At 37.8% G+C, this 12952-nt stretch carries 19 protein-coding genes; 15 read left to right on the top strand and 4 right to left on the bottom strand.

Translation table 11 applies throughout. The features are described 5' to 3' along the window. From KTR06_RS21700 to KTR06_RS21630, 15 genes are all read left to right on the top strand, one after another. Positions 1 to 585 (top strand): hypothetical protein (locus KTR06_RS21700; RefSeq protein ID WP_254306453.1); only part of this gene is annotated, 585 nt, incomplete at its 5' end. 81 nt (positions 586 to 666) lie between these two features. Continuing rightward, complete coding sequence (locus tag KTR06_RS21695) at positions 667 to 1254, top strand: hypothetical protein (RefSeq protein WP_044192934.1); 588 nt, start codon at positions 667 to 669, stop codon at positions 1252 to 1254. 70 nt (positions 1255 to 1324) lie between these two features. After that, positions 1325 to 1750: a hypothetical protein gene (locus KTR06_RS21690; protein WP_005681360.1), complete on the top strand. Its 426-nt coding sequence runs from the start codon at positions 1325 to 1327 to the stop codon at positions 1748 to 1750. A 73-nt stretch (positions 1751 to 1823) separates the two neighbouring features. Further along, the gene (locus KTR06_RS21685; RefSeq protein ID WP_044299313.1) at positions 1824 to 2375 is read left to right on the top strand and encodes a hypothetical protein; all 552 of its coding nucleotides are present in this window, start codon (positions 1824 to 1826) and stop codon (positions 2373 to 2375) included. A gap of 78 nt (positions 2376 to 2453) precedes the next feature. Next, a complete protein-coding gene (locus KTR06_RS21680) occupies positions 2454 to 3053 on the top strand; it encodes a DUF6707 family protein (protein ID WP_146293867.1) in 600 nt (199 codons plus the stop codon). A gap of 77 nt (positions 3054 to 3130) precedes the next feature. Continuing rightward, positions 3131 to 3742 carry a hypothetical protein gene (locus KTR06_RS21675; protein ID WP_004319185.1) on the top strand — a complete coding sequence of 204 codons (612 nt, stop codon included), beginning with the start codon at positions 3131 to 3133 and terminating at the stop codon, positions 3740 to 3742. 58 nt (positions 3743 to 3800) lie between these two features. Next, a complete protein-coding gene (locus tag KTR06_RS21670; RefSeq protein ID WP_005681356.1) occupies positions 3801 to 4694 on the top strand; it encodes an immunity 22 family protein in 894 nt (297 codons plus the stop codon). A gap of 78 nt (positions 4695 to 4772) precedes the next feature. Next, complete coding sequence (locus tag KTR06_RS21665) at positions 4773 to 5123, top strand: hypothetical protein (protein WP_017141493.1); 351 nt, start codon at positions 4773 to 4775, stop codon at positions 5121 to 5123. A gap of 47 nt (positions 5124 to 5170) precedes the next feature. Then, positions 5171 to 5512 carry a hypothetical protein gene (locus tag KTR06_RS21660; RefSeq protein WP_004295473.1) on the top strand — a complete coding sequence of 114 codons (342 nt, stop codon included), beginning with the start codon at positions 5171 to 5173 and terminating at the stop codon, positions 5510 to 5512. A 319-nt stretch (positions 5513 to 5831) separates the two neighbouring features. Next, positions 5832 to 6185, top strand: a complete 354-nt coding sequence (locus KTR06_RS21655; RefSeq protein WP_008763881.1) for a hypothetical protein — start codon at positions 5832 to 5834, stop codon at positions 6183 to 6185. Between the two features lie 70 nt (positions 6186 to 6255). Beyond that, the gene (locus KTR06_RS21650) at positions 6256 to 7011 is read left to right on the top strand and encodes a hypothetical protein (RefSeq protein ID WP_004295472.1); all 756 of its coding nucleotides are present in this window, start codon (positions 6256 to 6258) and stop codon (positions 7009 to 7011) included. A gap of 58 nt (positions 7012 to 7069) precedes the next feature. Then, positions 7070 to 7690, top strand: coding sequence for a hypothetical protein (locus tag KTR06_RS21645; RefSeq protein WP_004295471.1), 621 nt, complete (start codon positions 7070 to 7072; stop codon positions 7688 to 7690). 65 nt (positions 7691 to 7755) lie between these two features. Further along, positions 7756 to 8361 (top strand): hypothetical protein, encoded by a 606-nt coding sequence (locus KTR06_RS21640; protein WP_004295470.1) that lies wholly within the window; start codon positions 7756 to 7758, stop codon positions 8359 to 8361. A gap of 75 nt (positions 8362 to 8436) precedes the next feature. After that, positions 8437 to 8982, top strand: a complete 546-nt coding sequence (locus tag KTR06_RS21635; protein ID WP_004295469.1) for an imm11 family protein — start codon at positions 8437 to 8439, stop codon at positions 8980 to 8982. A 92-nt stretch (positions 8983 to 9074) separates the two neighbouring features. Then, complete coding sequence (locus tag KTR06_RS21630) at positions 9075 to 9665, top strand: DUF4948 family protein (RefSeq protein ID WP_004295468.1); 591 nt, start codon at positions 9075 to 9077, stop codon at positions 9663 to 9665. Between the two features lie 28 nt (positions 9666 to 9693). Here KTR06_RS21630 and KTR06_RS21625 read toward each other — a convergent pair whose 3' ends face one another. From KTR06_RS21625 to mobC, 4 genes are all read right to left on the bottom strand, one after another. After that, positions 9694 to 10080 carry a hypothetical protein gene (locus tag KTR06_RS21625; protein WP_004295467.1) on the bottom strand — a complete coding sequence of 129 codons (387 nt, stop codon included), beginning with the start codon at positions 10078 to 10080 and terminating at the stop codon, positions 9694 to 9696. Beyond that, positions 10077 to 10472: a hypothetical protein gene (locus KTR06_RS21620; protein WP_004295466.1), complete on the bottom strand. Its 396-nt coding sequence runs from the start codon at positions 10470 to 10472 to the stop codon at positions 10077 to 10079. Before KTR06_RS21620 ends, KTR06_RS21625 begins: the two co-directional genes overlap by 4 nt. A gap of 4 nt (positions 10473 to 10476) precedes the next feature. Further along, complete coding sequence (locus KTR06_RS21615) at positions 10477 to 10758, bottom strand: Imm17 family immunity protein (protein ID WP_004295465.1); 282 nt, start codon at positions 10756 to 10758, stop codon at positions 10477 to 10479. Positions 10759 to 10912: 154 nt separating this feature from the next. Next, on the bottom strand, positions 10913 to 12922 hold the full coding sequence (gene mobC, locus KTR06_RS21610; RefSeq protein WP_005681351.1) for a conjugal transfer protein MobC: 2010 nt from the start codon (positions 12920 to 12922) through the stop codon (positions 10913 to 10915). Positions 12923 to 12952: the final 30 nt, after the last annotated feature.

Below are 12952 nucleotides of genomic sequence, written 5' to 3'. Positions count from 1 at the left end.
AACATTACCGATAATAATAAAAACAAAGAAAATATGAACGAACGATATGCCAAATGTATTCCATTCGATAAGAATGTAAAAGGCAGGATTGGTGGCAATCCTCCTAAATGTATAGAAGGACAAATCCCTTGCGATTATAAATTCTATGCAACACTGGTACATCCTGAAAAGGAGAACATCATGCTTTCTATCATCATTCACCAAGATTATGACACTCTTATTGACAACAACATATATCCCTCAATAGCAGTCAAAGTAATAGAACATGAATTTTCCGAAATTGGCAATTGTGCAGAAAAGCGAAACGCCAGCTTAGACATGTGTTCTATCAGTGAATATTCAGAAGATAAGGATAGTGAAAATATACTTGTAAAAATAGGTGGTGAACCTTCCCTTATCCAAGATGAAGAAAGCTATTATAAAGAATTAGAGAAACATGGTTTTTCTTTTTTCTTATCAATAGACGAGGACGGATATAGTGAAGATGTTACTATTGGCAGTTATCCTTTCGGATATGGAGCTTTGTATTTGTATAAGCGCTGTACAACCAATGAAATAATCGCAGGATTTTGGCAATGTTCGTAAAAAATATATCGGTAACATGCACCTGTTCCGCCTAACGGCGGCAAGCTGCAAACCATTATCGTCATTAAAATAAAAACGAACATGGAGAAAGGAATAAAAAGAATTGAGCAGAATGGTGTTCACGTTGCATATCTTACTTGTCCTCAAATCAAATTGAACAAGTATAAAAATGCAACCATGTTATCGTTGTGGCATATTAAAGGCAACTCAATGGATTTTATTTTGGATATGCCCGAATTGCAAGATATCAGGATGTATTCGTGTAAATTCAATGACTATACAGCATTAAACAAATTGACACATCTAAAGAGATTATGTATTAATGGTATTGCCACAAAAGAAGAGCAAACATTTGATTATATAGCCAATCTTTCTCCTTTAGAAGAACTAATCATTTGTAACATAAAACCGTTTAGCAAATTCCCCAATTTATCGAACTTACATAGTTTATATTGGTTATTTATTTGGGAATGTAAAAATTTAGTTGATATAAAAAACATTGCCGATATTCCCAATTTGCGTGTATTTGATTGGTGTTGTTCTCAATTAAAGCCTACTGAATTGGAATTTGTAATGCAAAAAGACAGTATTCAAAAAGTTGCTGCTCAATTTGGAGGAAAGAGGTTAAATGAAGAATTTAAATCATTATTAATGAAGTACAATTTATGACGATAACAAGCGGATGAATCTCCCTAACGGTCGATTATCTGCCGGACATTATTCTTCAAAAGAATTGGATATGAATAAAGGAAATACCATAGAAGATTTTTTTTGTAAGCAATTCATTAAGTCTGGTTATCAAGACCGTTTCTTTTTTGAACTGTCATCAAACAAAAAAAGAGTAAAAGCTATTAGTCGAATTTGTCATAATATGATGGATATTATAAATGAGAATAAGATTGTCGAGGTCTATAATTCTACGGATTTAATCCATTTGACAGATAGACTTCGTGAATTATCTAAAGAGAAAGAAGGATATTGCATCGGTTTTTTTGAGCTGGATCAAAAATGGGCAGATATATCAGAGGCTATAAATGCAGGAATACAGTCGAATTTTGGCTTTGCCATAATATTGTCTGATGGAATTGCTTGTATATGTGAAGAAACCGGTATAACCAATAGAAGAGCTGTAATATTACACTCCATATCCAAATTGAAAGAATAACAAGCGGCTCAACCTCCCCTTAAAGGTCGGTTAGCTGCCAAACATTACCGATAATAATAAAAACAAAGAAAATATGAACGAACGATATGCCAAATGTATTCCATTCGATAAGAATGTAAAAGGCAGGATTGGTGGCAATCCTCCTAAATGTATAGAAGGACAAATCCCTTGCGATTATAAATTCTATGCAACACTGGTACATCCTGAAAAGGAGAACATCATGCTTTCTATCATCATTCACCAAGATTATGACACTCTTATTGACAACAACATATATCCCTCAATAGCAGTCAAAGTAATAGAACATGAATTTTCCGAAATTGGCAATTGTGCAGAAAAGCGAAACGCCAGCTTAGACATGTGTTCTATCAGTGAATATTCAGAAGATAAGGATAGTGAAAATATACTTGTAAAAATAGGTGGTGAACCTTCCCTTATCCAAGATGAAGAAAGCTATTATAAAGAATTAGAGAAACATGGTTTTTCTTTTTTCTTATCAATAGACGAGGACGGATATAGTGAAGATGTTACTATTGGCAGTTATCCTTTCGGATATGGAGCTTTGTATTTGTATAAGCGCTGTACAACCAATGAAATAATCGCAGGATTTTGGCAATGTTCGTAAAAAATATATCGGTAACATGCACCTGTTCCGCCTAACGGCGGCAAGCTGCAAACCATTACCCACAAAAGAATAAAGAAAATGGAAACAGGAAAAGAATTGTTTGAATCAATAATGAACTCTTGCCCCAGAAAGAAGGTGGTGAGTTTGTGTAAGAAATTAATAAAGAAATGTTCTTTTAATAGTGGCGAGGATGCCCGAAATTTATGCAGCCTTGGCTATCGTCTTTTCATATATGGACATATTGATGAAGCTCTCGCAGTTTCTCGCTATACGCATAATGTTCCTTTTCCGGGTAGAGGAGTGTTCAACGTCTGGACTTTTATACTATGCCTATGGGGACTTGAGGTGTTTATCCTAAAAGCGCAAGGAAAATATGAAGAAGCTGATGTAAGAATAAAATCAATCGATCATATTCATGCACAACCGCTTGCTGACGAAAGCGCAGAAAAAAGTAGAAAAGACGCAGACGAATTGTATCTTACGTTTACTTATCCTGATGTATTGCGCCGTAAGAATATTGAAGAAGATTCGCATTACGCTAATGAATGTCGTTTTACAGCCCTTTTCAAAATGATAGGATATGGCGCAACAGGGTTATATCCAAATCTATCAGCACATTGGAAAGAATTACAGCAGGACATAAATAACTATGTTTCCATTCTTTCAAAAGAAAAATGAATTATGTGGGTAACAAGCGGATAAATCTCTCCGAAAAATTGATTATCCACCGGACATTACCGATTAACAATGACAATATGAAATGGTATAAAATATACTTGAATGGAGAAAATCGAATATGGAAGAAATGTATTACATATTCGTGGGAGTTTATATATGAAGATAAAGAAATTAATTTTCAAAGAATTATAGATTCATCTTCATCGGAAAGGTATCAGATAAAAGCTCTTATCAAAGGTAAGGGGCTAATCGCTAAAAGTATATCTGGATTTGGGCAAATAAGAATGCCAGAATTTGCTGAAGTCAGCCATTTGTTTCTTGTCAGAGAAGATATATTGAATATAAACGAATTGTCCTCCATAAAAGGAATTTCTTTAAAAAGGGTTTCAGTATATGGAGATTTCCCACTTGATTATATGGCAATTATTTTTAATGAAGTAATTGATTGTGTTGACAATATTCATTCCAAACGAGAAGAATTTGAATGCATGAGTACACTTGTGTTAGATATGTCTAAAATACCTTCATCTGTAGATGGGTTCTTTTTAAAAGGGTGGAATAAATACGGTTTTTATAAAAACATTGTCAATGAAAATATGAAAATGCAATTACTTCATTTGTATAAGGCAAATGAGTTTTTAAAATTTAAAGAAATAGAAATAAATGGCACATCGGTAACAAATGGATAAATCTCCGTAAGAGAGATTATCCGCCGAACATTAGTCGCTTGAAAAATAAAAAAAGAAAATGAGTAAGATAATGATATGGGTCGGTCAATTCGATTCCGAAGCTGACTTTGAGAAATATATGGATCAATCGGCTTTCCGTCAATGGTGGAAAGATTACGATGAAGACAATAAGGAACTTCGTTGCCAGTTCTGTAAGGAGCTTGGTGTAATGAGCTATGATGAGGATTTTCTTATTATGAAATTCACATCTGACGGCTTGGCAGGATTACTCAACCTTATTCCTGCTGATACCCAAAAGATAAGTCTGTCGATGGCTGATAAAAATATTACAATGGCAAATGCTGTTATCTGCTATAATTGTCGTGAGGGTATATCTCCTAAAAAGGCAGAGAATACCACAACCATGACTTATCTTGGTACGTTTGAGTTTGAACTGTCGCCTGAAGGAATGCAAGGGTCTAATGCTGGATTAGAATATATGATTTGGATTGGCACAACCGCTAAAAGTCGGGAAGAATTTATGGAGTATTTCAATCAAGATGAGTACATGAAAGAAATACGAGATTACGAAGAAGGTCGTACAAAGAAACGTCCCAATCCGGAACATCGCTGTCAGTTCTGTAAAGACGTTAATATAAAGTATTACTATCCAGAATTTCTAACTGTGGAAATTAAGGATGAACCCGAAAATCCTTTTAATCTTGTTAGAATGATGATTGATAACAAACTTGTCCTTGACTGGTATATTGAATCCGATATTGATGAATACCACATAAAGCCATCAAATTGTATTGTGTGCTATATACCCAATGGTTTCAAGGACAACAAAAGGAATCAGAAAATCTTTATTAAGAAGAAAAATTATGATTCATATGAAACACCTAAAAAATTTGTGGATGAATTAGACAGTTACAACGGTATTCAATATTTGGAAACTTATATTGCAGAATAAAGCGACTAACAAACGGATAAATTTCCCTTAAAGGTCGATTATCCACTGGACATTACCAACTAAAGAAAATTAATAAATATGGTCAAGTACAAACTAACAGTAGATGAACCGTGGGATTTCAATCATAATGGTAGTAATGTTCTTCATGGTATAGTGGTAAAGCAACTTTCTCCTACATTTCTTCTTTTCAAATCTGACAGTTTTTTAGATTTTAATGGACAAAAAAGCTGTATTATAATTTTAAAACCCAGATATGAAAAAGAGTATTTTGATTTAGAAACTAATGGTGATGTTATTGTAGGTGGTGCTTTGTGTTTAGAAAATGAATACGAAGAAAAAAATGAAGAATATTTAATATCACATAGCCAATATATGCTTATTGGGAGAATTGAAAAAATAAATGTTGGTAACAATCACCTTAACTGCTAAATGCAGTTAGCTGAATCCCATTAGCAACTTTACAAACTAAAAAGAATATGAGTGACCAAATAATTTTTGATGTTGACGGACTTATAGAAGCTCAAATCCGTCAGAGAGATAAAGACTACGCAAAAGTCTGTTGTCAGAACTTATTAAACTACGCATACGGAAAGGGGCTTTTGTGTGATAATCCATGTGATAATGAAGGAAACCTAATCATGCCTTCAATTATTAAGGAAAGTTCTTTAACAGAAATTGGTAAACATATTTTTGTTGAATTGCTATTTAAGTGGTTTGCATACACAGATAATGAAAGTGGAAAAATTGACAGAAAAAATAACATCAAAATGTTAGAGAAGTATTACAATCAACTTTTACAAAAGATTGATAGAAAATAGGTTGCTAACAAACAGATGAAACATTGAAGGCGGTTTATCTGCCGGACATTACTAACAAGGAAAAAATAATATGTGTCAATACAAATCAATATGCAATCCTATAATAGAGCTTACAACACTTTTACAGAGTTGTGGCTTCACAATAGAAAAACAAGAACTTAAAGATTGGCATTTCAATGAGTTTGAGATTGTGATGAAAGGAAAGAAATTACAACTTCCAATGATAGATATAGAAGGTATAGAACAACATAGCGACAATATATATTGTTGCAAATGTCATTGGTCTGTTGTAAAACTAATAATGAATTGACACAATAAAATGTTAGTAACAAGCGGCTTAACCTCCCCTGAAAGGTCGGTTAGCCACCAAACATTATCGTTTAATATGGTAAGTAGAAAAGAAACAGTAAAAAGTTGTTGTGTGAATATACTTGATGATGTAAAAAGAATATTAGCGCAACCTTTTGAATGTAGGAAGACTTCTCTTCCTGATGGTGCATTACATAATGTACAAAAAGAATTGGAAAATATGATTAATGCGATTGATAAAGATATTTACTCGTTTACACCAAGTTATGGCAAATATCTAATAGATTGTTGGCTTGGAGATGAATTAGTAGATAAACTTCTTGATGTTTCTTGTCAATATGAAAAACTAATTAAGTTGAAATAAACGATAGCATACGGATTAATCTTCCAAAGGTCGATTATCCAACAAACATTATCGGTCTAAAAATTAAAATATGGATAGTAAACTTCAATTATTCGCTAAAGTGTTATTAAAAGAACACTATGATGAATTTTTAGAAATGATTCAGTTGTTCAATATAGATAAGAGAACCTTTGTCCTTCAACATAGGAAAATGTTTGAAAAGGGATGGTACGATACAAGCTCTGAAGACAATGAATTTAGTGAAGTAGATATTATGCTTTGTTTTGCTATAGTTTCTCACAGAATGGCAGTTATTGATTGGAGTGGTGAAGAATATTCAGGGCAGGTTAAGCGTTCCATTACGATGATGTTAAAGAATTATGGGATAGAACGTTTCTTATGGAACACTAAAAAGTTTGAGGATTCTTTGGATTGGGACAAAATTCGCCGAGGTGACTATTTGCCTTTGTTGTTCCAAGCTATGAACAAGCAACTTAACAGAGGCGGTTATTCCATTGTGTTTTGTGATACAAAATCGGATTGTTTTCGTTATGCAATATTACCAACTGCCGAGTTTGTGCAATTTGAGAATACGGAATTAGATGATTATCTGACAATCATTAGTCCTAAGATTTACAATATATATCTTGCAGACAAGGGAAATGAATTGCCTAAAATTATGCTGTACTTAAAAAAGAAATTTTCTGTTCCACTAAGTGAAATCAAGGAATTTTGTTCAAGAGATAAAATTTTACTTGGAATAGGGAACTCTATAATTGTGGATGAATATCGAAAAGAAATTGAACAACTTGGAGGCAAGATTGAAACAGAAGAAATAGACCGATAACAAACAGCAAACCGATTGAATAAGCGGAACGCTGCCGAACATTAGCAACCCCAAAAAGATGAAAATGATTGGAGAAACTATAAGAACTGAATTTGAAGCATTGAAAAATGACTTTGAAACCATAAGGCAACAAATAGAAGACGATGTTGTCAGGACTGAGTTGTATAAGGGCGAGTTTTATGAACTTACTCCATATTCCTATCAGCGTAATGGTTGCAAACAAGGAAAACCTGTAAAGCGTCCTGATACAATAAAAAGCACCAAAAATCTTTGTATCTACGGATTTAATAACCAAAATCAAATCGTAGAAGTTAAGGTTGGTTGTTCTATTGAAAATCAGTTTTATCACACTTTCCTGTATTATACAGACAATCTTGTGAAAAGTATTCTATACGATAATGGAAAACATTTGATGAATGTATGCCATTACTTTTTTGAGGGCGGAAAGCTGAAACGGTCACAGTTATGTGGTAGGTATGGTTGCCGTGAAGAGAATTATATCTATAAAGAAAATGCTTTGACACATATTGAAGTCAAACAATATGATATTGAGGGTAATAGTGGTAATGATTTAATTCATATATTCCAATATCAAGACGATGGGGCTTTAGAAAGTATTACCAAATCATTTCCAAATGGATATTCTGAAATAATCTATAAAACGAAAAGAGGTTGCTAACAAGCGGCTTAACTACCCCTGAAAGGTCGGTTAGCCACCAAACATTAATATTAAAAGGAAACACTATGATACCTGATAAATTGAAAGATGATTTTAATTCATTGAGAAATATGTTTGATGAATTGAAAAGAGAAATTGATAAGAATGTTGTAAGGGAAGAGAATTACAAAGGTGAGTTCTACGAAATATCCCCTTATTCTTATCAAAGAAACAGGTTTAAGCAAGGGAAAATAGTTGGAAATGTAACTTCTCTCAAAACAACTAATAACCTATTTACTTATTATTTCGATGTAAAAAATCAAATTATAGAAATCCGAGAGGGCTTGGAACTTAAAAATCAATTCTATTACACCTTTTTCATTTATGAAAAGGAACTCATGAAAACTATTGCATATGATAATAGCAAACGTATTGTGAATGTCCGATATTATCTATATGGAAGTAATGGTAAAATAGAGAAAATGTATTCAAAGGGTTCTCGTGGAAGTAGAGAAGAAACATATTTTTATGAAAATGACCGCCTACAAAAAATAGTTATAAGACAATTTGATAGAAATGATATTGAACAGGATACGTTACAACATTCATTTGATTATAAGTCTAATGGAGAATTAAAATCTATTATTCTTTCGACAGAATTATATTCTGAAACAATCTATCAGGAAACATAAATTTAATATTAACAAGCCGGGATAACGGACTAACGCCGTTCCCCGTCAAACCATTATCAATTACAGTACGACAATATGAACTTTTACTTAATAGGTAGTTTAGAAGGATTTAACGATTTACGTTTTCCAAATGTGGAAGATTGGCAAAATTGTATGGGACATGCTGAAGGTTTACTAAAGCAGTGGAATCCTCCTGAGATGGAATATATATGGAAAAAAAGTAATAGACATAAACATTTTGATTTATCACAATTTTGTAATCCTCTATTAACTATTAGCGACAAAGCATTAAGTATTTTAGAAAATATTCTTATCAAAAATGGAGAAATTCTTGATATAAAGTCGCCAAAAGGTTTTTATTTTTTTCATTGTACCAATATAATAGATGCTTTGATTGAAAAAGAATCAGATATAGTGTGGTTAGATAAAGAAAGAGGATGGGTGAGTTGTATAAATAAATTTGTGTTGGATAAAAATAAAATCCAAGAGCAAACTATTTTCAGACTTCCGAATGTAAATTGTCGCTATACTTTTTATGGGGAGGAATTTAAGAACCTTGTATTGAAACATCATCTTCAAGGAATACATTTTGATAGATACGAAACTATTATTATAAAATGAATGATTGTTTTAAAGTTTGTAGTTAAAGTATTGATAACACGCACATCAATCACTTAAACAGTGATTATCTGCATCCTATTAAACATTAGAAAATGAGAACACCAATCATAATCCTGTTATTTGTAATCCTGCTTGCCGCAAGCTGCGGAGAGCCTCCCATGCCGCCGTCGGACGAGGAAATGATACGCCATTTCACCACGCACGAGGTGGCGTTCCGTAAGGTGTACGAAATCATGGCAGAGAGTTCAGAAGGTAGTTTTCACTACCCGCCGCTTTCTCCGGAAGAGGTCATTATACTTGATTCAACAGAACAAAGCGATACATTCCATAAAACGAATGACGAACAAGACATTCCGGTATATGGACTGTTGAAGCCGGAGCGAATCCTACTCGACTCCTTGTTATCAGAGATTGGATGCGGTTTTATCCTTGTTGATCGCAGGGAATGGGGAACGGCAGATTCGGTATATGTGAGCCTTGTTATGCCGTACTACTCCCACGGCATCGTGGATGCGGGAACGTCCAAGAGTTTCGTTTACGATCCCGGATTGAGAAGCCGTCGGAATATCCGTATCACCGAATATGGCGACCTGAACGAGATCTACCGCAGGACGTACAACGACACCACGCTTTACAAACCCATCAAGGGAAACTGGTACATCGAGTTAGACCATTCGATATAACGGCCCGGAGTTCGTATCAAAGCTTGTTTCACTTTTTGTCAAGAAGATACATCATAAAGCAGATAATGGCTATCGCAAGGAAAAATAACAGAACCGCAAGGAGTTCGTTAAACCTGCACTTGGCATAGTGAGACATCACTGCTTTGCCTCGCCATTTGTAAATCCTGCTGACGAGCGACATAACGGCAAATGTGACAATGCTAAAAACGACACATGGCAACAATGCCGACACACCTGGAAAAAGCCGGATAGTAACAGTCATCATAGGGAATATCAAAAGAGCGAAGATATAAATCGAGAGCATCATTTCGCCATCGACCCTGCCTGTTCGTCTTGCTTGTTCCAATTTCTCCCCCATCCACCAGAGGTAGTCCCAGAGATAGAACCGTTGCTTATTCTCCTGCCGTTTCATCATGCCCAATGTATAAATCCGAGGTGGAACATCAGCGCTACATTTGCCACGATCAGGGCGATAGCGATAAGAACTATTTTGGCGAGCTTCCTGCCGGGATGTTTCATCTTCCCGTAATGTTCACGGAGCGCTTCACGCCGTCCGGCTGTATAGCGTAGCTTGCAGAATAAATCGGGAAGAAAGCAGAGAGGAATCACTATGGCCAAACCAATCATCCAGCCGAAAAGGCGCAATATCGGCGGAACCCCAAGCGGTATGAGTAGGACGAAGAGCCAGCACCAAAACAGTAGCATACGTCCGTTGAGATTGGTACGCTCCCTTTCGTGCCATATCTCGGCTACATACCACATATAGTCGATGAAGCAGATCCGGTATTTGCGATTGTCCTTTTCCATACCGTTATCTCCATACAAAGAAACCAACCAATATAAGTATAATCAGAACGCTGACCAACACAATCTGAACCCTGCGGCGTGTTTCAGGCTTGCAATCGTCAAATAACCACAGTTTGCTGTTAAACTGCCAATGACACGCCCATTTCCAACGGAACAGCAACCCTGCAAGCCATAGGGCAAGCAACCCGACACCAAACAGCAACCCGTATTTCGGGTGAGCCTGCAACCACTCGAAAAACGCTTCCGCCTTGCTGTTCATTGCTTCGTATATATCGGTAACTGTCATACTTATAATTAAAAGGATTCCGAACACAAAAATAATGTTTTCTGTTCACATAATCACTACTTTATGCTCCAAAACACCGGCTGTGCGGTTATAAAACCAAGAAACAGCCCCCGTTAAGGTAACGGAGGGTGTTTGCGGGGGTGTTTGTGTTCATTTAGTTCTGTTCCGGCAGGAGCTTGCAAAGCACCGGGTCGTTCTTGATACGTTCCAGTTCCTCGGCGACGATGCGGCCGGCCTCTGCCTTGATACGTTCGTAGTTTTCCTGCACGACCTGTTTCATGTGATCCGTCCCGTTCTCGTCCGTGAAATCGGTAATTTGTGGTATCTTCTTGTACCGGGCCGTTTCCGCTTTCACTTTTTCGTTGTCCACGACAATCTCGCAGTGGAAAATCTTCTGCTCGATACGTTCGTCGAAATTGTCCGCCACAGCCCCGACGAACATTCCCTGCGTGAGCGTCGAGATCTTCGAGGCCGGGATCAGGCTGTCCAGCTGCGTGGATATGGATGTCGATTTGTCGCTGCGGCTCAACGTCATGCTCTGCCGCTTCTGCAATACCTTACCGAACCGTTCCGAGAGTGTCTTGGCCGTTTCACCTACGACCTGCCCGGAGAAGATGTTGCCCACCGTGTTCATCACGACGGCGGCCTCCTTGTCCCCGTAGTCCCTCTTCAACTGTGAAAAATCCTGGAAGCACAGCAGCACGGCGACCTTGTTGCTTCTGGCCGTGGCGATCAGGTTGTCGAGTCCCTTGAAGTAGATTGTCGGCAGCTCGTCGATGATGATGCCCGATTTGAGCTGGCCTTTCTTATTTATGAGCTTGACAATCCGGGAATTATACAATCCCAAAGCCGCTCCGTAAATGTTTTGCCTGTCGGGATTGTTCCCCACGCAGAGTATCTTGGGATCGTTCGGGTTATTGATGTCGAGCGTGAAGTCATCGCCCGACATGACCCAATATAGCTGGGGCGAAATCATGCGGGAAAGCGGAATTTTGGCCGATGCTATCTGGCCCTGGAGCTGGTCTTGAGCGCCTCCGAGCCAGGCATCCATAAAGGGGCTGAGGTAGTTTTCGAGTTCCGGGTAGGATGTCAGAATCGGGAAAATATCCTCGTACCGCTTGTTCAGGAACTCGATGGCGTGCGGGAAGGTACAATACCGCCCGTTGTCGTAGATGCGCAGGAACCAGATCACGGCCGCGAAAAGGATAATGGGGCTTTCCACAAAAAAATCGCCCTGCTTCTGCACCCAGCTTCGGTTCAGGTTGAGCATGATGGTATAGGCGCTCTCGTAGGCGTCCGAAATATCGGTCATGAAGTCCGGGTGAATGGGGTTACAGCGGTGCGAGCGGCGCGGGTCGTCGAAATTTATGACGTAGAAAGTCGGGATTTTCTTGTAACCTTTCTGGTGATTCAGCAGGTGGTTGTAAGCGATTTCCGAAAGATCGGGAAACTTGTAGTCATAGATGTATTGGGTATAGCCCTTTTCGATTTGCTGTTTAATAAACTGGTTTACAACACAATAACTCTTCCCGCTGCCCGGGCTTCCCATGCAGATGCAAGCCCTTTGCGGGTTTACAACGTTGGCGAACCCGTTGTTCCACTGTTTGTTATAGTAAAATTTCGTCGGCAGATTTATGGAGTACTCGTTCTCGATCAGGCGTGTTTCCTGCTGGAATGATTCGTTCTCGTTATTGAAAGGGTCATCCATGAGATTGTTCTTCAGCAGGCGGGACATCCACACGCCGCCCATCAAGAGGCAGATATACCCGGCCGATAGGGTCAGTATGTAGAAAGCCGCGTTCGCCGCTGCCGTCAGCGGCAAGTCCAGCAGCCACCAGTTGAAGAAGAACAGCACGCCTCCCGTGGCCAGCGATGCCGTGATTTTCCGCCAGGTAATTTTCTCCTCTTTTACTCCTTTTGTCCCGAGGCATGAAAGGGCGAGGAACACTACGGCGAAAAGTTTCGTCCATAGTATATTCCGGAACAGCCCCGCGGTGCGGTCGAAGTTCAGCAGAATCCTATCGACCACGCCGATATTGATTCCCCATTCCCGTATCTGCCCGTAGCAGAACCAGTAGATGTTGATAACCACGAACAAGATACTCAATGCCCGCATGAAATCCATTGTTTTAGCAAGACCCCGAAGGTCGTCTTCCTGTTGCATAACCGTAAGATTTAATAAATGAATGATAAT

The organism is Bacteroides sp. MSK.20.12 (genome assembly GCF_019052435.1).
In the GTDB taxonomy this organism is placed as follows: Bacteria; Bacteroidota; Bacteroidia; order Bacteroidales; family Bacteroidaceae; genus Bacteroides; species Bacteroides xylanisolvens.
The sequence above is the reverse complement of the archived record's forward strand: the minus strand, read 5'-3'. Positions and strand labels throughout refer to the sequence as shown.

Coding starts and splice junctions, on each gene's coding strand:
- KTR06_RS21695 (WP_044192934.1), top strand. CDS start 667: ATGGAGAAAGGAATAAAAAGAATTGAGCAGAATGGTGTTCACGTTGCA.
- KTR06_RS21690 (WP_005681360.1), top strand. CDS start 1,325: ATGAATAAAGGAAATACCATAGAAGATTTTTTTTGTAAGCAATTCATT.
- KTR06_RS21685 (WP_044299313.1), top strand. CDS start 1,824: ATGAACGAACGATATGCCAAATGTATTCCATTCGATAAGAATGTAAAA.
- KTR06_RS21680 (WP_146293867.1), top strand. CDS start 2,454: ATGGAAACAGGAAAAGAATTGTTTGAATCAATAATGAACTCTTGCCCC.
- KTR06_RS21675 (WP_004319185.1), top strand. CDS start 3,131: ATGAAATGGTATAAAATATACTTGAATGGAGAAAATCGAATATGGAAG.
- KTR06_RS21670 (WP_005681356.1), top strand. CDS start 3,801: ATGAGTAAGATAATGATATGGGTCGGTCAATTCGATTCCGAAGCTGAC.
- KTR06_RS21665 (WP_017141493.1), top strand. CDS start 4,773: ATGGTCAAGTACAAACTAACAGTAGATGAACCGTGGGATTTCAATCAT.
- KTR06_RS21660 (WP_004295473.1), top strand. CDS start 5,171: ATGAGTGACCAAATAATTTTTGATGTTGACGGACTTATAGAAGCTCAA.
- KTR06_RS21655 (WP_008763881.1), top strand. CDS start 5,832: ATGTTAGTAACAAGCGGCTTAACCTCCCCTGAAAGGTCGGTTAGCCAC.
- KTR06_RS21650 (WP_004295472.1), top strand. CDS start 6,256: ATGGATAGTAAACTTCAATTATTCGCTAAAGTGTTATTAAAAGAACAC.
- KTR06_RS21645 (WP_004295471.1), top strand. CDS start 7,070: ATGAAAATGATTGGAGAAACTATAAGAACTGAATTTGAAGCATTGAAA.
- KTR06_RS21640 (WP_004295470.1), top strand. CDS start 7,756: ATGATACCTGATAAATTGAAAGATGATTTTAATTCATTGAGAAATATG.
- KTR06_RS21635 (WP_004295469.1), top strand. CDS start 8,437: ATGAACTTTTACTTAATAGGTAGTTTAGAAGGATTTAACGATTTACGT.
- KTR06_RS21630 (WP_004295468.1), top strand. CDS start 9,075: ATGAGAACACCAATCATAATCCTGTTATTTGTAATCCTGCTTGCCGCA.
- KTR06_RS21625 (WP_004295467.1), bottom strand. CDS start 10,080: ATGATGAAACGGCAGGAGAATAAGCAACGGTTCTATCTCTGGGACTAC.
- KTR06_RS21620 (WP_004295466.1), bottom strand. CDS start 10,472: ATGGAAAAGGACAATCGCAAATACCGGATCTGCTTCATCGACTATATG.
- KTR06_RS21615 (WP_004295465.1), bottom strand. CDS start 10,758: ATGACAGTTACCGATATATACGAAGCAATGAACAGCAAGGCGGAAGCG.
- mobC (WP_005681351.1), bottom strand. CDS start 12,922: ATGCAACAGGAAGACGACCTTCGGGGTCTTGCTAAAACAATGGATTTC.